Here is a 21,823-nt window from a genome sequence, read left to right on the forward strand (position 1 = left end):
TCCTTATCTGTTTCTATTTCTTCTCTATCTCCACTATACCGAGTGCATAGGAGAGCAACAATGAACGAAAGGATGCACTTCATAGAACAAATTCATACTCATCGGTTGAATCCAAGTGTCCTCATTCACCCCTTAGTACGATTCACTGCCAAGCGCAAAAAAGCCTACCCGCCGCACGCAGGTAAGCTCCTTCACATGGAAAAATGTATCACTTCTCTCAATATCCTAAATGTCGAACACGGCTATTCCAAGATTTTCAGAGCAATGAACGTAAGATCCTCGATATCAATTCTACCATCGTCATTGACGTCCGCTGCTTTCACTTGCGCCCAATCTTCGCTAGCTGTATTTTTGCCATAATGGGCAGCGACCATGGACAAATCTCCAATGCTTACTTTGCCGTCCAGCGTAATGTCGCCCGGAATAGCGATCGGATTTGTCCGCACTTCGATGCTTTTGACAGCCTCTGCCGCCGTAATCTCATTGCCATTGCTCTCGCCAAGTTTAGCGCTCGTAACCGTTACATTGCCTGCAGCCGATTGTTGAATATTTTTGGCTTTGAAAATGAGCTCAATCAGCGGCGTATCTCCGGTGACCGCCCCCGCTGTCCCTGTGCTTGCAAGAATTAACCGCAGAGTACCTGGCGTACTCACAACCATTTTTACGATATTGACGCCATTCTTCACTGCGTTTGCCGAAACGAATTCGAACAAATTTGCGTCATAGCTCATTGCAATATCTTGCGCGTAAACTGCAGTAGAAAGACTGTTAATGCCAAGGGTAACAGACACGTTCTGTCCAACCTGAACGGCGGAAGGCCCCGTCAATACCATGGCAGGTTGTCCCCCTTGGTTGGCCGACACGACGGTTACCGTACATTGCGCTGTGGCGATGCCGTTTGCGAGCGTAACCGTAATCACTGCCGTTCCGGCAGCAAGCGGCGTTACCTCGCCATTGCTGTTGACCGTCGCCACCGCGGGATTAGACGATGTCCACACAGGTGTGTACGTGGAGTTCGTTACCGTGGCATTCAGCTTCACAACTGCATCTCCCGCCGTCAGCGACAGCGCTGTTTGGTCTATCGCAATGCCCGGAATCGGTGTGGAGTCGACGACTAGCGGGCTCACGATAACATCGTCGAATGTACTGGTGTTCTTGTACACATGCAGACCGATCTTGCCCGAATCGATGCTATTATCTGTTACCGAAAGTAATGTGATAAAGCCGCTGCCGCTGTCCACCTGTAAGCTTATGTTGTTACCTTTTAGCACGGCTCTTACGTTGTATTCCGTATTTGCACTAAACGAAAAAACATCACTTTGCCCCAATAATGTTAAGCCACCGGGAAGTTTTTTCCAAATAAGCCACTTTTCATACCCATCGTTATAGCTGAACCTATAGAAATTGTTAATGTCCTTGTAGCGGGCTACCAGAGAAGCCGACCCGCCCGGAGTTATATTAGGAGTTTTCACCTTAGCCTGTATGCTATAATCCGACCAATCTTGTCCGGCAGTTACTATCGTCTCGGAAGAATTGCTGAGCTGATAACGAGGCGTTCCGTCATTGACAATCGACGTGCTCGAAACCGAGCCTGCTACCACATTCCAACCTGCCGCGTCTCCGTCGTTAAAATTGTCGCTGAACAGTGGCAAAGCAACAGTAACAGGCGCTGTAGATGTTTTACCCAAGTACGTAGCGGTGATGTTGGCCGAGCCAGTGGAAATTCCAGTTACAACACCGGTTGTAGCGTTAACTTGAGCAACATTAGGGTTCGACGAAGCATACGCAACGCCGCTGCTCAAGGTACTTGTCGTGTTATCGGAGTAATTGGCATAGACATTCGTGTTCACGGTTGTCCCCACTGCAACGACGTAGTTCGCCGGGTTGAGGCTGATGCTAACCGGCGTGGGCGGAGGAGTAACCGTCACGGCAGCTGTAGCTGTTTTCCCTTGGTACGTAGCGGTGATGTTTGCCGAACCGGCAGAAATCCCCCTTATCCTACCCGTTTCCGGATTCACCTCAGCAACACCAGGATTCGACGAGGAATACGTGGCGCCTCCCGTCAAGACAGTCGTCGTGTTGTCGGAGAGGGTTGCATTTACAACCGGATTCACGGTCGAACCTGCTATAACACTGTAACTTGTCGGGTTGAAGCCGATATTGTTGACAATAGGACTTACGATAACGTCGTCATACGTATTAATGCTCTTGTAAGTAAGAAGACCGACCAAGCCTGTAGTTAAGCTATTGTCTGTAACCGAACATACCGTAACAAAGCCGCTTCCGCTGTCCACCTGCAAGCTTAAATTGTTGCCATTCAGCACAGCTCGTACAGTGTATTCCGTATTCAGACTGTACGAGAAAGGTACGCTTTTCACCAATAATGTGTAGGCGACGGAACTTTTCTTCCAAATATTCCACGTACCAGTCGATTGGCTGTAACCGAATCTGTAGAAATTATTAAGATCCTTGTAACGGGCTATTAGAGAGACAGATCCGCCCGCAGCAATGACGGAAGACTTCACTCTGGCCTGCAAGTTTATATTTGACCAGTCTTGCCCGGAAGTTATCATAGCGTCGCCGTCAGGGGCGCTGCCCTGATAACGAGGCGTTCCATCATTGACAATTGTCCAGTTCGCAGCTGGGCCTACTGCCGTATTCCAACCAGTCGCATTTCCATCGTTAAAATCGTCGCTAAACAACGTCAGAACTGACGGTGCTGGCGCAGGCACGGAATACGTAATGCCGGCTCCGTTGTATGCGCCGCGGTTCGGCGCAGCCGACGCGGATACAGGGTTGCCCCAGTAGTCCTTGCCGCCGTTACTTGCGATCAATACGCCGGAATTCAATGCCGGGGAACCTGCTTTCAACAAGTAGCCGTCCACTGTATCCCGATCCAGCGCCGTTCCCGGATTGGCCATTAAAGGATCAGAAGTTAACTTGTGCGGGTCGGATGGTTCGGTTGCAGGATGGTTGCCGTAAAACAGATTGTAATCAAACTTCGTATTCGTGCTGTCTGAGAATTTATATCCGCCGGAACCGTGATTGACAATGATATTGTTAAAATACTGGGTATTATCCGGAAAGCCGCCCCAATCGCCATGGAGGATTATTTTTGGATTTAACCCGGGCCTTACGTAAATCGTATTGTTATAAATTTTTGCATTCTGCACGGGTCCCGGGACGTTAATGACACGCTCCAGATCGTTCTGGCTAATGTTGTACCGGACTATGCCGTTCGTGTTGGTTTTGGAGCCATCGGTGCAGATCAGCACAAAGCCGCCTTCATTATCATGGCTGTAGTTGTACTGGATAATGGTGCCGTCCTGAGCAAAGTCAATATCAAAACCTTGCCCATCATTCGTATTTTGCGTCGCATAAGCTTCGTTATATTGGATAATGGTATTGTCTGCATTCCAAGCCCAGATTCCTGCGTTGGTCAAGCCCAAATCATTGGAATTGGCATAACTATTGACATTGTATTCGATCAAGGCATTCATCGTGTTGGTGACAAGAATCCCGTCTCCGAACGTCAGATGAACCGCATTATTTCTTACGACTACGTTCGTCCAGGCAGAGAAGGCTCCGTTCCCGTTGGTGACGCCGGGACGTTTGCGCCATGTCGAATAAGTGACAATACCTGTTCGAGAAACGTCTTCAACGCGGTTGCCTTCGATCAGCACATCGTTAAATTTCGTTGATACTGAACTTCCCAAGGCGCGGACGGCAATGCCTCCCAAATATTTGTTTTGCCCTTCGTACCCGCCACGCACCTCATGCACATAGTTGTTCAAGATTTTAATGGAGTTCAATGTGCCGAAGTCCGTAGCCTCCACTAGAATACCGGCAATGCCGTCAACCATTGTGTCGCTTTTGTTCGTGACCTCCAGATTCTGAATGACCATATACTCCTGATTATTCAAATATACCGCGCCACCGATCAGACCGCCCCCTTGAATGAGTGGTTTGCTTCCCGTACCGTATTGATCAATCGTAATGGGATTGCCGGCGGTCCCCGATCCTTTGGGATATAATTGACCTGTCCATACGCCTCCCGCTTTCAATAAAATTCGATCGCCTGGCATAAACACCGTGCCGTTGATTTTGCTCAAACTTTTCCAAGCAGTTGCGCTGCTCAGACCGTTGTTGCCATCCGATCCGTTGACTGCGTCCACGTAGTAGGAAGTACCTGCCGCATGGGCTATCTCTGAATTCCCACCAAGAGTAGCAACAAATAGCATTATGAAAATCAAAGCCGGACTGCACCATTTCTTTGTGAATTTGATCATTATGTACACCTCCCGGTTTAAAATTCAAATTGATAATAAGATGAGGTCAGTTCTACCTTGGCCTCCTTCGCCTTGTCACTAACCCATTGATTCAATTTTTGTTCCATGATGGAGGATTTTACGGCATCTCTTACTTCTTCCAGCGGTTTATCCCCTCCATTGATTCGTTCCGTCAGCTGAATAATTTGCAAGGAATCGCGTTCTTCCCAAATATCGCTAACTTCCCCTTCGCTTAAACTTTGCAGAAGCTTTAAAAAGCCCTCATCATCAAGTCCAGGTTCCATAATCTTACGGGGATTAAACGATCCATGCTCTACTTCCCCGGAGACATTGTAGGCTTGTGCCACCTGATTAAACGGCTTGCCCTTAGTCAGCTCCTCCCTAGCTTTCTCTGCTTTCTTGTACGTTTCTTGTCGATCATGAAGAGGGAATATAATTTTGTCGAAACTGTACAGATCCGGCTGGTGAAATGCGGTTGTCCGGTTCGCTTCATAATAGGCTTGAATCTCCCTGTCGTTTGGACTCCAGGCTGAATCGTCAGAAAGATATTGCATGGTTTGCAGCTTTAAATTTGACAGCCAGTACTCGTAAAAAGCGGCCTCTTCATATTGAACAGGTCCATAAATAGGATCTTTATTTTTGACCGCATTCTCTCTTCGCATATTTTCCTTTTGTAACCGAATGGCAAAATCGGAATAGTCGATTTTATCAATTAAACCATTCTCTTTGGCCAATAACTGAATGACTTTCGCTACTGTCGCTTCTTTTAATGCCATTTGCTTCAAATACTCCTGTGGAGTCCCTCCTTCTCCGTAGCTTGTGTTCCAGAAGTCTTTGCCATACTGCGCACCGTATTCCTTTATAAAGGTTTGAATGACGCCGGAACGCAATTTTTGTGCAAGCAAACGGAATTCACCGATTTGAAGGGGAGCCCCATTCACCGTTGCAATTGGCAAATTTGAATTGCCTTTTGCGGGAGGTGTATGAGCACTGCACCCCGTAACCGTAAAAATTCCGCATATACAAAGCAACAGGAACAATTGGCGGAAATGGGCAGAAGTCGGCTTCATCAGGTGGATACGCTCCTTCCATTTGCATCATACTCGTGTTTCGATTTAGTAAGCGCTTTCTAAATTTAAAATAAGAACAGTTAATTACACTACTTTCGCTGTCTCATTTTGATCTTAACCTGAGATCCCTCCCCTCCAAATTAATAATTGACTTTCGTCAATCTACCTCCACTATACCCAGCGCCAAGGAAGGCAACAATGAACAAAAAGGTGCACTTCATAGAATAAATTCATACTCATAGATTGAAGTGTGAACGCGTTTAACAATAGGGTTTACGGCTCGTATTGTGAATTCTATATTCGGACTCTACGAGCCTTGCCTGCTCCCACTTTAGAGTAGAATCCTATCAAACTGAAAACAAAGTTGAATACAGTTTGAAAAGAACCACGGGTTCGTTTTATTAACCTAATAATCCGGGCAATTTCAGCTTTTAAAATTTGCCCGGATATTTGTCAATTTCCCATCAGACGAGAGCCAACTTACTGGTTTGTACATTCTTAACCCAGACGCCTCCAATTAGTTCATGTCCTGCGGTGGTAGGGTGTACGCCGTCCGAAGCCCAAAATGACGCGTCCGCACGTGTGCAAGCTTCATCAAGCGAGTTCTGTAACGGTACGAACAAGGCCTCATACTCATCGGCTAAATTACGCACTATAGCCTGATATTCGGAAATTAAAGACTTCCAGTGTTCCCAGCGCTGTGTAACGACTCCACAGTTTAGGATAAAGGGCTCGCATATAATTAATCCTGTATTTGGTAAGTACTGTTTGGTAATATCCAACAGATGCCGGTAGGAGCTCTCAAAACGGTTTGCCGCACCTTCCGGCAATTCATTCACGATTCTCCAAGCGTCATTCACACCGATCAATAAGCTGAGCCGCTTCGGTTGCAAGTAGATGGCATCCTCGTTCCAGCGCGCATATAAATCGGATACCCGGTTGCCACTCACTCCCCGGTTCACAAGAACCGGTCTTGACTCTGTCAGTTCATGGCTAAGTTTCACGGATATTTGCTTTGCATAGCCTTCCCCCATACTTCCCACGTCTGAACGGTTACGTCCTGCGTCGGTAATTGAATCTCCTTGAATTAACAAATCAATCGGTTTACCCTGTATCAACATTGCCATTTCCCCTTTCTTCATAGAGAGTGAGACCGTTGGTAAAGATCGCCTTGTTTATTTGGGGCGCATGTCAGAGCACTCTTAACGCTAAAGCTGCCATCCTCAAGTTTCGCCGGAACAGTTGTTGGGTTGTTAGGCAGCCAATACCAATTAAGCGTTGCAGTCGTATCACGCGTAACATCTTACTTCATAAATTGCAGCGGAAGGATCCCCATTGGTCGCGTCGACGACAACTCGCAATTTGGAGGTAAGAACACTTTCGTCAAGCTGATGGCGAACATGCCGTTGATAATTGCCTTTCACGCTGATAACATCCTGCCACTCGTCACCGATATAGGCTTGTACTCGGTAATCTTTGGCACATTGCGGATCACGGTAGAAAGAAGCATAAGCATGATATTCTCGAATTAAATGGCCGGGGAAAGTAATTTCAACCGTTCTAATGAATTGCGATTTCTCCCAAGCCAGTTGAACCCATTGAGGTAACGGCAGCGCAGGGTCTGATTTCCATAAGTTCGTATATTGATACGGTCGTGTCACACCACTAATTACGTTTGATGCACCGTACACAGACTGAGCTGGCGATATGAGATAACTCATCGTTACACCACGATCAAACCGACGCATCCGGCCTTTGCCCATTTCAAAAGCAGATACGTGGCCAGTAATAATGGAGCCAGCTGCATGCCAAGTAATATGAGGATGGGCGTCCAACTCCAATCTGACATAGCTTTGAGCTTTTAATCCGTCTTGCGGCCCCAGGTCTGCTTGCCATTTCACCCACTGACGTCCTCCTGGCGGTACAATGAGTAAGGTAGAGCTGATAAATCCATTCTTAGGTTCCATTCGATAATCCCAGATATGATCGACGTTCACCAGCGCTGCACGTATTTGCTGCGGTTCATCGGAATGATTCGTCAAGCAAACAGACAACGATTCGATTTCCGGAGATGCAATGGCAATCCATTGCCCACGCCGATTTCTTAAAGACTCATTGGAGCCTGTTTGAGGTTCGTTCCATTCCTGTAGCTTTGGCAGTTGATCCTGTGTTTCTGGACCTGCGCCATTCAGCAGCATTTCGCTGCTCGCGGTGATAACGGCTTGGCGGGCAAGATCTCCTGGATGTTCATTGACAACATTCGGTAAAAAACAACCGTCGCGCAGCAGGTTCTGCTGTACCTCTTTCATCGCTTTTGTCGTCACTTCCTTCATAGAAATTCCGTTCTTTAAAGCAATTGCAGCGGAAGTACCTGCTGCTTGACCCATAAGTGCCGTTGTCGCCATGACGCGAACCGTACCTAATGCCGCATGAGTAACGCTCACGTTGCGCCCTGCCATCATGAGATTATCCATGTCTTTCGCGAGTAAAATGCGCAACGGAATGCCATAAGGTCCGCAATAGCTTTTAATTGCATAGTCACTTGTCTCGCTATAGCCTTCAGCACTGGCCGGCTCACTTGTTGGCGCCAGCAATCCACCTGGTGTGTGAAGGTCAAGAAACCAACCGCCATAAGCGATTTCGTCTTCAAACACGGTTCTATTTATCGGGTCGTGCTCCGTCATGAAATATTCGCCCATAATACGGCGGCTTTCCCGTTTACCCGGTACTTGCCCCACCCAGTCGAGGGCATAATTGGCTGCTAATTCCTTCGTTTTCGGGTCTTTATTTTTGATCCAGTCCCAAATTCCCAACGTATGGCGGGTTAGTTCGTGACGAATATCCTCGGATTCATAAATCGTATGCCAAGGCACTCCGATCTCAATCCACCAGTATCCACCTCGGATATCGTACGTATGTCTGCCTTGATCATAGAAAAAGCTTGGATCTTCATGCTTTACTGCCCAGTCTGGAGCTTCGAAAGGCACGGGACGCCCCATATTCACCGTTTTAAAATGAATCGAGTTCCCCATCGTATCTCCACTGGCTGTTTCGGGAGCATGCGGTTCACCGAACTCATCGCGACCCTCCGAACCCATTCGCCATTCACAACCAGCCCAATCCGCCACAACGCCGTCACCCGTGCAATCTATAAAAATATCACCGAAAACTTTAATTTCTGTTTCAGCATTAGCGACACGGACAAGTAAGGATTGAATCTTTTTGTCACCATCTTTGACAACGGCTTGAACCGAAGTGTTTAAGTGGAATGATAAGTTAGGCGTTTTCATGGCCATATCATACATCGTTAAATCCCAAACGCTATTCGTCCATCCATTCTCGAAAATCTCTTCGTGATTACGTGCTCTCTCCTCTATTAGCAACTCAGAAAGAATGCCTGTTTCTCTAGCGTATGCATGAAAATTAGCTGCTCCATGAGGGGTAACGCGTATTTCGGATGAGCTATTTCCTCCAAAAACAGGTCTATCCTGAATCAAACATGTTTGCGCACCATGACGAGCAGCAGCAACAGCTGCACAAAAGCCAGCAAGTCCTCCACCAGCCACTACGACTTGATATTTCTCCGATGTCTTCTTCAATGCTTCCTCTCCATTCAAAGATATTTTTTTGAAGAAATGATAGCGTCCCGCTTGCTTTCCCACCTACTATACCCCCTCAGGATTTCGCCAACAATTAACAATACATTGTATTTAATAGAACGAAATCATACAAAAAATCATCATGGAGATAGAATAAAAAAGTTCGTGTAGATGATGTTGGTGGAGGGCAACAAAACAAAAAAACACGATGCCAATTTGGCTCGTGTTTTCGGACAACAATTATCCTAAGTTCCCTTAAATTATAGATAACACTTTTTCTAAATCAGCCCAGATATTTGCAAAATTCTCTGAATCATTGTAGCAACCTCAGCCCTAGTCATATAATTCTTCGGTGCAAGCTCACTACCGCTTCTTCCTGCTACAAGGCCAGCCTGCACATTATCCGCGACGCTGCTCAGCGCCCATGAGGATACTTCTGCCGTATCTCCAAAGGCACGAAGGATTACATCTGTCGATTGAACGGAAAGCTTGGCTTTCAAACTAGTGATCGTCATCGCTTTGGAGAGGATAACCATGGCCTGTTCCCGCGTGATCCGGTCCATTGGACGGAAAGTGCCGTCTTCAAAACCACCGATCAAGTGGTACGCATAAGCAGTAGCGACAACACTGCTATACCAATCTGTCATTTTCACATCCGAAAATTCTGATGTTACATGCTCCAGTTTGAGGCCCAATCCACGAACAATGATGGCTGCAAACTCAGCGCGGGTAATCTCGCGGTCTGGACTAAACATACCATTGCCAGTACCATCGATAACCATCCGCGATCCCATATCGCCCACTGCTTGTTTAGCCCAATGATTCACTACATCACTAAATTCAATCGGATGCCAGACGATAGCATACGTGCTATTCGTTAAGCTGTTGATTTGAACATAATATTTACCATCAATTACAACAATCTTGGTTGGAACATGGCGAACGGTTCCGTCGGTCTCAACAACAACCCCTGTTGTAATCTTGCTGGGATCAACACCATCTGGGAGCGCAATAGTTCGTTCTATGTAAGCATTGAACTTCGATACTTCGATACTTTTATCTCCGTAGATGCCTCTAACTGTAAAGTTAAGCGGTGGTGCAACAAGCGTGAACGTTCCTTTGGCTGCCGCATTCTCAACAACTTTCACTGTATCTATTGCTGGTACAGCGATTTCGATTTGTACCTTGATGTCTTGCAAAGCTACTGACTTGCCTACTTGTTCGGATATGGTGTTAATATTGATTTGTTGCGCTGGAATGGTATAGGTCGCACGATCAGTTATAATTTTAAGGACTGCTTGCTTGTCCTCCATGCTTTTCACCATCTGACCGTTCAGTTCGCCAATGACCACATCCGATTTATAGTTTACTGGAATCGCAACCACTGCATGTTGACCTTCCGATGCGAGCTTGTCCTCCAGCCTTTTCTGATCAACTGCCACCGTTGTTACGGATTGACCGTTTTGTTGGATTGTCGTTGCGGTTCCTGCATTCTCCACTTTACCGTTGACAAGTATATCCACACTAGTTTTATTGTTCACCGGTGTCGTTGGAGTATTAGGCGCAGATGGCGCACCGCTATCGCTATGGTCGTCACGGGATGAAGCTTGCGGAATGACCGCATTCGACTCAGCGGAGGGCACACTTTTCCCTACATGACTGATCGCTTTCACCGTAAACGTATAGCTCATTCCATTCACCAAACCCGTAATGACAATCGGGCTAGATGGGCCTGTTACGGTTATATTCCCTAATGAAGCTGTTACTTCATACCCCGTAATCGCACTTCCTCCATTGTCAGTTGGAGCCGTAAAGGATACGGTCGCTTCTCCGTTTCCAGCTACTGCCGAAACATTCGTTGGTGCTGCCGGAACCGTTGCCGGAGTGGCCGGAGTAGCGTTGGCCTGATTCGACTCTCCACTCAAGCCTCCAGAGTTACCTGCTTTCACTGTAAAGTAATAGGTCGTGCCGTTTAGCAAGTTTTGTACATTGTAGGTAGAAGAAGTGACGGTAGCAACTGAAGCGTTACTAAATTGACCTGAAACTGTCGCCATATAAATGTTGTAATACGTCGCTCCCGTTACCGTACTCCAATTTAGTGTAATATTACGGTCTCCTCCGGTAGCTACAAGATTTTGTGGATTCGCAGGAGAGTTCAGCAAGTTGACAGCTTGTGTGACTGTAAACGTCACATCCGTCATATGGGTCGCCGATAACGTTACCGTTGCGGTATATGTGCCGGCTGGCAATCCGTCTTTCACTTTAACCGTAAAGCTTGTTGCGGCCGCTCCGCTCATTAACGTCTCACTTGGTTGGGTAATCACAAAATCGTTGGCATGGTCGCCGCTAACCGCTGCCGACAGATTCAACAAATCACTCGTGCCTGTATTTGTTATATCAATGGTTTTTGTCTCTTGGGTACCCGAAATGTAACCTTGAGTAAGTTCAGTTAACGTTTGATTAGTAATAGCAGCAATCGTATACGTAGGTGCAATGTTCACCGTAACCGCTGCAACGCTGCTCGTTGCCGTTGCCGTCTTCGTGCCGCTCACGTTGTTGTTCGTATTAGTCACGACAACGTAGTAGTACGTCGTGCCTACCGTTGCCGTCGATGCGGCATAGGTTGAGCTTGTTTCACTGCTGATCGCTGTGCCGCCGCTCGTGCTGTTCGTCGTATTGCTGTACCATTGATATGTCAGCAATCCGCCGTCGCTTACGCTGGCCGCTACGCTCAAAGTCGGGCTGCTTGCACCTTCGTTGACCGCTGCGCCCGTTGGCTGCGTATCGATGCCCGGCGTTGCCGCGTTGGTCAACGCGTTCACCGTGACCGCTGCGACGCTGCTCGTTGCCGTCGCCATCTTCGAACCGCTCACGTTGTCGTTCGTGTTGGTCACGACCACATAGTAGTAGGTCGTACCTACCGTTGCCGTCGGTGCGGCATAAGTTGGGCTGGTTGCGCTGCTGATCGCTGTGCCGCCGCTCGTGCTGTTCGTCGTATTGCTGTACCATTGATATGTCAGCAATCCGCCGTCGCTAACACTGGCCGCTACGCTCAAAGTCGGGCTGCTCGCGCCTTCGTTGACCGCTGCGCCCGTTGGCTGCGTATCGATGCCCGGCGTTGCCGCGTTGGTCAGCGCATTCACCGTGACCGCTGCGACGCTGCTCGTTGCCGTCGCTGTCTTCGTGCCGCTCACGCTGCTGTTCGTGTTGGTCACGACCACATAATAGTAGGTCGTACCTACCGTTGCCGTCGATGCGGCATAGGTTGGGCTTGTTGCACTGCTGATCGCTGTGCCGCCGCTCGTGCTGTTCGTCGTATTGCTGTACCATTGATAGCTCAGCAATCCGCCGTCGCTTACGCTAGCTGCTACGCTCAAAGTCGGGCTGCTATCGCCTTCATTCACCGCTGCGCCCGTTGGCTGCGTATCAAAGCCCGGCGTTGCCGCGTTGGTCAGCGCATTCACCGTGACCGCTGCGACGCTGCTCGTCGCCGTTGCGGTCTTCGTGCCGCTCACGTTGTTGTTCGTATTAGTCACGACAACGTAGTAGTACGTCGTGCCTGGCGTTGCCGTCGGTGCGGCATACGTTGGGCTTGTTGAACTGCTGATCGCTGTGCCGCCGCTCGTGCTGTTCGTCGTATTGCTGTACCACTGGTACGTCAGCAATCCGCCGTCGCTTGCGCTAGCCGCTACGCTCAAAGTCGGGCTGCTTGCGCCTACGTTTACCGCTGCGCCCGTTGGCTGCGTATCGATGCCCGGCGTTGCCGCGTTGGTCAGCGCATCTACGGTTGGCGATTGCAAAATCATTCCACTTGCCCCCGCCACCACATACTTGCCGTTGGCGAAGGTAACACCATATAAACCATTCGAGGTGCCCGACGAATGGTCCGCCCAACTCGTTACGTCACTCGAACTCAAAATTGTTCCGCCTAGCCCTACCACCAGATAGGTGCCATTGCCGTAGCCTACACCACGAAGTTCATTCGAAGTGCTCGGTGTTTGGCTCGTCCAGCTCGCCCCGTCACTGGAGGTCAAGATCGTTCCACCTGCACCCACTGCCACATACTTGCCGTTACCGTAACCGATACCGTAAAGAATGTTCGTGGTGCCCGACGTTTGGCTCGTCCAACTCGTTCCGTCAATGGAGGTCAAGATCATACCATTTGCTCCAACTGCCACATAAATGCCATTGCTGAAGGTAATATTCCATAGGTCATACGCAATACCCGACGTACTGCCCGTCCAATTCACTCCGTCACTCGAAGTTACAATCGTTCCACTTGCCCCCACCGCTACATACGTGCCGCTGGCGTAGCTGACACTGTACAGATGATTCCCAGTGCCAGACAGTTGGCTCATCCAGTTCGCTCCGTCACTCGAGGTATAAATCCTACCACCATACCCCACCGCCACATACTTGCCGTTGCCATAGATAACGCCGTACAGAGGAAACGTAGTGCCCGACGAACGGCTCGTCCAGCTCGCTCCGTCACTCGAGGTCAAGATTCTTCCATTATATTCCACTGCCATATATGTGCCATTGGCGTAGATGATGTTATAAATAGGATTCGAGGTAACACCCAACAGAGAGCTCGTCCAGTTCGCTCCGTCACTCGAGGTCAGTATCGTTCCACCATTCCCCGACGCCACAAACTTACCGTTAACGTAACTGATGCCAGCAAAATTATTCGTAGTGCCCGACGTGCTGGCAATCCAGCTCACGCCATCACTGGAGGTTATAATCGTTCCACTTATCCCCACCGCCACATACGTGCCGTTACTGTAGGTAAGACCATTTAGTCCATTCGTAGTGATCGACGTGCGGGGCATCCAGTTTACTCCGTCACTGGAGGTAAATACCTTTCCACTTTGCCCCACAACCACATACGTGCCGTTGGAGTAGCTGACACCATATAAGCCATTCGTCGTGCCCGATGCGCGGCTTGTCCAGGTTGCTCCGTCGCTTGAAATCAAAATCGTGCCAACTGCCCCTACTACTATATAATTGCCATTGAAGTAGCTGACGGCATAAAGATATTGCGTAGTGCCCGATGAGCGGCTCGTCCAGCTCATTCCGTCGTTGGAGGTCAATATCGTTCCATTTTGCCCCACCGCCACAAACGCGCCGTTGCCGTAATTGACTGTACGAAGATCATACGTGGTGCTCGACGTGCGAGGCATCCAGCTCACACCATCGCTGGAGGTCAAGATTATTCCAGCTGCCCCCACCGCCACATACGTGCCGTTGAAGTAGCTGACGCCATAAAGAGCATTCGTAATGCCCGATTTACGGGGCATCCAATTCACTCCGTCGCTGGAAGTCAAGATCGTTCCACTTGTACCCACCGCCACATATATACCGTTGCCATAGGTGACGCCAACCATAGTTTGTCCCGTGGATCGGATGTACCAGTTATCAAGGGAATTCGTTACTGGTTCTGCATTTGCAGCTTTCCCAGGATTGATCCACATAAATGCGCTAAACAGCAGCAATAATGATAATTTCAGTCGAATGATTTTATGAGCCATTTGCTTCCAAGCAGAGAGATTCGCATTCATTTCTCTTGCTGTTTTTCCTTTATTCGACAACTTTCATCTTCCTTCCCCAAATTTCATGCTTTTGCTCGTTTAACCTTATCACATCGTTCTAAGCAAATTCTGAGCAAAAAAAAAACGGCTTACGCCTTCGACTCATCGTCGGCGTTGCCGCTGTACAGCTCGGAAAATAATCGAACCGTAGATTTTAATGGAAGAGTTCCAAGTTCATCTTGCAGTAGCTTCGTAAACCGTTCATAATGCCTTATCATGGACAACCGGTCACCCAACTTCGCGTACACCAGCAATACCCTTTCATTGACATCGTCAAGATAAGGATTTTGGCGAAGGGCGCTATGCAAACATTGTGCCGCCGCACGGAACTCATTTACAGATAGATAGTAATCCGACATTCTTCTCATTAACTCAATATAATCGCTTTTATATTTCTCCTGCGCTTCCTGAGCCCAAACAAAACCATCTTCCTCCATATAATTGCCTTTATAAAGGTTTGCTATCTTCTCGAATTCCCCGATAGAATCTGGAGTTATGACCATTTCACCGCCAGTAACCCGCTCAAATCCGGCAGCATCACATTCAACACCACGTATCTCCAAACGATAGCAGTTGTTATGAAACTCCAACTTATAGTTGTCGCCGGCGCTCGCTATTTTTTTCCTTATGCTATAGATACAGGTGTGCAAAAATGCGGTAACTTGCTCCAAATTTGCATTAGGCCAAATATCCTCCAGAATTTTTTCTTTCGTAATTAACGTATTCCGGTGATGAACAAGATACGCCATCAGTTCGCGTTCCTTGGATGTTCTCCATTTTACCGGAGACGCTGTTTCCGCTTTCTCATTGCGCATCCATTCAAAGCGGCCAAAACAGATAAACGTGGACTTGCTTGTTTGCGCCGCATTCTCTTGCTTACTGGCGCTTTGTTTTGACATGGTCCGCGCGATAGTTTTCCTTAACCGTTCTACTGTGGTCGGTTTCAGCACGTAATCGATGGCATTCAGCTCAAAGGCCTCGACGGCATAATGATGATAGGCCGTCACAAATACCACGTCGATTCCGGGGTCAATCGCCATGATGTGTTCAGCCGCTTCAATCCCGTTCAGGCCAGGCATTTCAATATCCAAAAACACGACATCCATGCGCTCCTGCAATAACATACTTATCGCTTCGCCCGGTTTCGTAAACGTCCCGACAATCTCGATGTTGCCGATCGTGATCAACAATTTTTCAAGCAAATCCAGTGCGGGCTGCTCATCGTCGATTAATATTGCTCGCAGCATAAGTCACCTCACCCCATCGAATTCGGAATGCGAATCATAACTTCCGTACCTTCTCCAGATACACTATCGATCTTTAGACCCGTTCCGTAGAGTGTCCTTAAGCGCCCTTCGATATTGGCGAGTCCAACTCCTCTCGTTCCGCTTCTTCCTTGGAACAAAGACGCTTTCGTTTCATCTGAAATTCCCGGTCCATTATCCGATACGACAATAACAAGGCAGTCTTGGTCCACTTTCACGGAAACTCGCACGACTCCGCCTTCTGGCCGCTTCATCACGCCATGCCGAATGGCATTTTCCACAATTGGCTGAATAATAAGTGGCGGAATACGGCAGCGAGTATCCTCATCGATGTCATAGATGACTTGCAGTCGCTGACCAAAGCGCGCTTTCTCGATGAACAGATAAGACTCTAAGAGTTCCAGCTCTTTTTGGATCGAGACAAGTTGTTCCCGGTTTTGGAAATCGAAGCTGCTTCTCAAGTACAAGCTCAATTCAACAAGTAAATCCTGAGCTTTGCTTACGTCTGTATGACTTACCGAAATTACCGTATTGAGCGTATTGAACAGGAAGTGGGGCTTAATTTGGGCCCGCAAAAAAGCCATCTCGCTATAGATTAAATCGCTAACGGATTTTTTCAATTCAAGCAGTGTCCGGATGCGGGCTTTTAATTCGCCAGCCTCAATCGGTTTGCCGAGAAAGTCGTTCGCACCTGAGTCAAAAGCTGTCACGATATCCTCCGGACGATTTCTAGCTGTTAGCAGCAACACCGGGAGTTCCGACAAAGAGTATCTTTCGCGAATATTCCGGCACACTTCGTAGCCTGACATTCCGGGCATCATCAGATCGATAATCGCCAAGTCGATACGCCTATTCATCTCAATTTCGCGAATCGCATCCATCCCGCTGGGAACAGCAATGACCGTATATTTCTCTACGGACAGCAGATTGAGCAGCACCTGCCGATTGGCAGCATCGTCATCGGCAATCAGGATCGTATAGATGCTTTCCCCTTCCAATCGAACTTTGCTCGAAGACGCCATTTGGGGCGCAGCCAACTCCTGCAAAGCGTTCGTCCAATTCACTCCCGGTTCGGTCCGTTTCTCGTCTTCCTGATTTGCGGATGGCACCGTAAAGGTAAACACGGCCCCTTTTCCCTGTTCCGATTCGACCCAAATGCTGCCTCCGTGCAATTCCACCAATCGTTTGGTAACGCTGAGTCCGAGCCCCATGCCGCCGTACTCCATCGCAACCGCCTTCCCAGCCTGCTCAAACGATTCGAAGATGACTTCCAGCTTGTCTTGCGGAATACCGATGCCGGTATCCGAAACCGAAATCACAAGCCAGCCATCATTCTCCCTTGCGGATACGGCAATCTGACCTGAATCCGTAAACTTAAGCGCATTACCGACCAGATTGTTCAGAATTTGGACTAGCCTGTCTTCATCCACATAAACATAGTGACGATCGTTCAGGAAATCAACGAATTGCACCGGTTTATCCCCTGCCATATGGCGAAACATCTCAAAAATGAGGCGAACGATCGGTTGCAAAGCTACTGCTTTCCGCTTCAAAACAAGCTCTCCATTCTTCAATTTGGAGAAATCAAGCAAATCGCCTAACAGGTTGGCCATCCTCCTGCCGGTATCTTTGATCATGGCTACATTCGTCTTCTGATGCGGCGACATTGGACCTGCCGCGCCTTCAAGCAGCGATCCGGCAATATTGATGATGGCGTGAAGTGGCGTTTTCATTTCATGGGATGTATTGGCAAGAAATTCGTCCTTCAATCGGTCCATATATCGGAGCCGCTCTGAAAGAGTCTCCACTTTCTTGAACGTATTCACAAACTGTTTTGACAGAAACAACCCTTGGGCAACGGCAAAACTTATCCAAGCGGCAGTCTGAAGGGACAGGACGGATACAATCCCCAAAATGTCCAATGCGGAAGCGACTTCAATGATTAGAAGCGACAACGCACTGATCAGCATCAACAACGAGCCTTCCCTCCGTCGCATCATGCCGGCAGACATTCCATAAGCGACATATAGGATCTCGAAAAATGCCAGCACCAGTCCCACGCTGCCCATTTTACTGAAGACCGGTGCGGGTGTAAGCAAAATAAGCAGAAATCTCACGACAAGAGTCAATCCAAACCCTTTCATCACGACTTTTTTAAATAATCCCGGAAAAGCTTGCATGGCGTAGAGCAGGAGAAATAATTCGGATGCTGCACCGGAGATCGTTTGTATTTTCAAAAAAAGCTCAAAAGGAATCCCCGGCGCAAACATCGCCGCAATTTTTTCGCCGTGAGTCGCCAAATATACGCAGACCGCTATACAGCACAGACCAAAATAGAGCCAGGAACGCTCTCGTCCTCTCATCAAGAAAAGAACAATGAAATATGCGCCTATTAACAAAAAGCAGGAGGTGGCTAATAAATCCTCCACCACCGCAAACTCCCGCATCGACAGGATGTCTCCCTGATACCCTAAATAAATCGGATGGGTGATTCCTCCCTGAAAGTACTGAAAATTAGCTACTTGAACGATGATGTCAGCACGATTTCCGTCAATTTGCAAAAATTGAACGTAGGGTGTATTGACGGAAAGAGTCGTCTGCCTGTCCGTCCCAGGATTACCCCCGGAACCGATCTCCCTGCCGTTTACGAACAGTTTGTGGGCTGTTTTAATGTTAATCTGCCTGATTCCGTAGATCTGCCCAGAGTTGCCCTGCAAATTAACATGTAACCGGAATGTCGCATATCCATTCGAAGACCCGCTCAAGCCCCCGACTGCATACTTCTCCCACCTATCTGGCACATGAACGAACCCCGTCATCTCCGGTAGCTTGCCGTTATGTCTCAGCGGGTCGAAATCGTCCGGAGTGAGCAATTGATTTCGATAATATTCCCATTCCCCATCCAAACGGGTAGACCCGTTATTGGCAAAGTTCCATTGCGTTAAATCCAACACGCCTTTTACTGCCTCCGGATAAATCGGGGTTGCCCAAAATTTAATGAGAAACCCAAAGAAACCAACAATGATACAAATAATCGTTATTATGACCTTGCCATTTTTAAGCATCCACTTCGCCTTTTTTGTCAAATGTTATAATAAAAGAGTATTCGACAAAAATTTACAAATCCCTTTGAGAATCGAGTCGCTATTTGACGAGTAATCTACCATTAAATGCTTAATCACGAAAATAAGGTTGAGCTTTCGCTTAACTCAAGACATATAAATTCTTTTGAAAAAGGGCCTATTTCAATGAAATAGTACCCAGTAGTTCCTCGTTGAGGAGAAAGGAATCATTGGAGGAGTTAATTTCCCTCCGTAGTTTAGCTTGTTAAGAGCCCAGTGGGAGCGAATTTTGACGGTGAAGAACACCCAACCCCAGCTACTAATTCAGCGTTACTGAGATATTTGGGGGAGGAGGCATCCTCATAGGAGAGGTAAGCTGGCTGGCCACTTAGAGGAACTACAGGGCGCTATTCTAACAAATTAAGCCCGTTTCCGCGTTCAGCGGAACTGCAGGGCCTTATTTGACCGCCTAACCCGATTTCTTCAAGAAAACGGACAAATAGAGGACGTCAGTTCCCCTCCACGTGAAGAGGAGCCTATATCGATGAAATAAGGCCCTGTAGTTCCCCTCAGGGAGGAATCGCTGGAGCGAAGCAGCGACTGTGACAGCTATGTTGTATTTTGTGCAGTCATTTGGCCATAAAGGGGCCTCACTTCGCCTCTATATTGCACTTTATACAACGATTGTTGCATTTAAACCGCTTACAATTCACCTTTTGCAACAAATGGTTGTATGATGTGCAACGAAAGACCGAAATCGCAGTCTGACCACACCATTACGTTGTATGTAATGCAACGTAGCCCTTCAACTTTGCTGCACAGCCGTCTTTACAACGAAAAATATTTGTTTGAGTAGAATCGATTCCATACTTAGATTTTAACAAAAAAAAAATTAAATTAAGGTTAAGCTTTCGCTCAACCCAAAACATATAAATTATCTTTTAAAAAATCAAATTTCATCAAACGTTACTTTGGTTCCTGTGCGTGCTGATAGATACAAACCTTCAAGTATGATGGCAAGTGCGATGCCTTCCTGCGTTCCGTTCAGAGCTGGCTCCACTTCGCCATCCATCGCCTTGATCCAGCGGTGAATGGAGGGTTCCCCCGGCATAGGCGGAAGTAAACTCATTGGATTGGGGTGCGTCTGCTGATCCTGGGTAAACAAATGTACCGTCACGTCTTCCTGCTTCAGCAGCTTGTGATGAACCCCGTTCATGCCGTTTGCACGGAAGCTGCCCATAGTGCCGTACATTTCCATAGAAAACGGCGAATTGTTGGCGACATGGCTCGTATCGCAGATGGCGATTGTGCCGTTTTCGAATTCGAAGATGCTGGCTGCATTATCTTCGCCAATGGTCTCCGTACGGCGAGTCCCAATCGCAGTCACCGCGAGCGGCATTCCCAGCAGCCACAGCATCAAATACAGGCAATGCGCGCCAAGATCGGCAAATACACCGTAGGTGCTTTGTCGGAACTGAGGCGGCCATTGCTGGCCAAGCCCTCCGAGCGCCCCAGAGTGGGCGTTGCGCACCCGCAAACTGGTGACCGATCCGATTCTGCCGGACTCCAGCACTTGCTTGGCGGCAAGATGAATCGGCCAACGCTTGAGCGACATGTCGAGGGCAAAAATAATGCCCGCCTTCTCAATGGCTTCCTTCGCGATCAGCGCCTCTTTCCTTGACATCGCCAGCACTTGATCGGCCATGACATGCTTGCCGGCTTGAGCCGCTTTGATAATAAGCGAAGCTGCTTGTTCCGGCGCGGTGTCGATAACGACGCCATCCAGATCTGGCCGAGCTAACAATGCTTCCAAATCGGGTTCGAATGGAACGCCGAATTCCTCCGCATATTTTTTTCCGCGATACGGCTCGTCATCCCATACTGCAACAATCTCAACATCAGGCAAATCAGCCAGCTCTCTGACAAAGCTTTGGGCATGGAAATGATTCCAGCAGCTTAGCAGGCATACTTTTCTTTTCATCCTAGACCCTCCATTTTTCCCAAACCCCATGTTTCTGCAAAAGCATTAAACGCTCACGGCAATCATCGCCGCTATTCCTACGATAATACCCACCCATCCTCTCGAAGACAGATATTCCTTGTATAAGAACCGGGAAACGACAACAAGACCGATGATGATACCTCCGTTAACTGTAGGAAATAAGTAAGATCCGGGGAGCTTGCCCGAAAGCCACACGACGATCCAATTGCCGATCCCGGTCGTTAAAGCAAGTCCTACGATAGAGGGCCAATACTTTACGAAAGTTGCAAGGTTTTGCAAGACCGTCTTGGCACCAGGCTCGTTGGTTTCCAACTTATTTTTACGGCCAATTCGAGATGAAATAACTGAGCCTATTACACAGAACAAGCAACCCGCCAAGAAAGCTATCGTCATAAAAACGGAAGTTTCATCTCGCTCCGTCATCGTTTGCTGGAGCTTGGAGAGTACGGAAAGATTACCGTTCAGCAGAAAGGATAACCCCGCGTACCCATACCATTGCCTTGTGATTCGCTTGGTTTTCTGTTTTTTTCCATAGACAAGAATGAAATAGAAGGAAACCATAAACATTCCAACACCGAGCCATTTCATAAACCCGAAGCTTTCCTGCCAAAATAAAGCGCTAGCCGCAATAGGAAGCAGCATGCTGGCAGAAAAGCAAAAAGAAGTCGTCGAAAGCGGACCTGTGCGGATCGCGAGCGAATACACAGTCATTGTTAAGGCAAAATCTGCGCCATAAACAATAGCAATCCAAAAGGTGGATAAGCTTACCGTGAATGGCCATGCCGTTAGCATTGTCCATGTCATAAATCCGACCGCAATCATCAGCATGTAGGAAGCATGAAGGAGCAAAGGCTCTCCCTGATGCTCCCCTACCTTCTTGAACTGTTTCAAACAAAGCGACTGCACCACAAACAATGCCGCAGCAACGTACGGCACTACCAACAGCAA

Annotated in this window: 9 protein-coding genes; all 9 read right to left on the reverse strand. The window is 48.1% G+C overall.

Annotated features, from left to right (window positions below; translation table 11 throughout):
- Positions 1-242: 242 nt before the first annotated feature.
- Positions 243-4,289: an Ig-like domain-containing protein gene (locus tag GON05_RS01430; protein WP_157317480.1), complete on the reverse strand. Its 4,047-nt coding sequence runs from the start codon at positions 4,287-4,289 to the stop codon at positions 243-245.
- Between the two features lie 17 nt (positions 4,290-4,306).
- On the reverse strand, positions 4,307-5,359 hold the full coding sequence (locus GON05_RS01435; protein WP_157317481.1) for a peptidyl-prolyl cis-trans isomerase: 1,053 nt from the start codon (positions 5,357-5,359) through the stop codon (positions 4,307-4,309).
- A 464-nt stretch (positions 5,360-5,823) separates the two neighbouring features.
- The gene (locus GON05_RS01440; RefSeq protein WP_157317482.1) at positions 5,824-6,480 is read right to left on the reverse strand and encodes an SGNH/GDSL hydrolase family protein; all 657 of its coding nucleotides are present in this window, start codon (positions 6,478-6,480) and stop codon (positions 5,824-5,826) included.
- A 168-nt stretch (positions 6,481-6,648) separates the two neighbouring features.
- Positions 6,649-9,021 carry an FAD-dependent oxidoreductase gene (locus GON05_RS01445; RefSeq protein WP_309491740.1) on the reverse strand — a complete coding sequence of 791 codons (2,373 nt, stop codon included), beginning with the start codon at positions 9,019-9,021 and terminating at the stop codon, positions 6,649-6,651.
- A gap of 215 nt (positions 9,022-9,236) precedes the next feature.
- A complete protein-coding gene (locus GON05_RS39150) occupies positions 9,237-14,546 on the reverse strand; it encodes an S-layer homology domain-containing protein (RefSeq protein ID WP_246238752.1) in 5,310 nt (1,769 codons plus the stop codon).
- 89 nt (positions 14,547-14,635) lie between these two features.
- Positions 14,636-15,793, reverse strand: a complete 1,158-nt coding sequence (locus tag GON05_RS01465) for a response regulator (RefSeq protein WP_157317483.1) — start codon at positions 15,791-15,793, stop codon at positions 14,636-14,638.
- A gap of 8 nt (positions 15,794-15,801) precedes the next feature.
- Entirely contained in the window at positions 15,802-18,876 is a 3,075-nt protein-coding gene (locus GON05_RS01470) for an ATP-binding protein (protein ID WP_157317484.1), read from the reverse strand.
- A 946-nt stretch (positions 18,877-19,822) separates the two neighbouring features.
- Positions 19,823-20,854: a Gfo/Idh/MocA family protein gene (locus GON05_RS01475; RefSeq protein ID WP_181646082.1), complete on the reverse strand. Its 1,032-nt coding sequence runs from the start codon at positions 20,852-20,854 to the stop codon at positions 19,823-19,825.
- Positions 20,855-20,899: 45 nt separating this feature from the next.
- Positions 20,900-21,823 (reverse strand): hypothetical protein, encoded by a 924-nt coding sequence (locus tag GON05_RS01480; RefSeq protein ID WP_157317486.1) that lies wholly within the window; start codon positions 21,821-21,823, stop codon positions 20,900-20,902.

This window comes from Paenibacillus anseongensis (assembly GCF_009757995.1).
GTDB lineage: Bacteria > Bacillota > Bacilli > Paenibacillales > NBRC-103111 > Paenibacillus_E > Paenibacillus_E chondroitinus.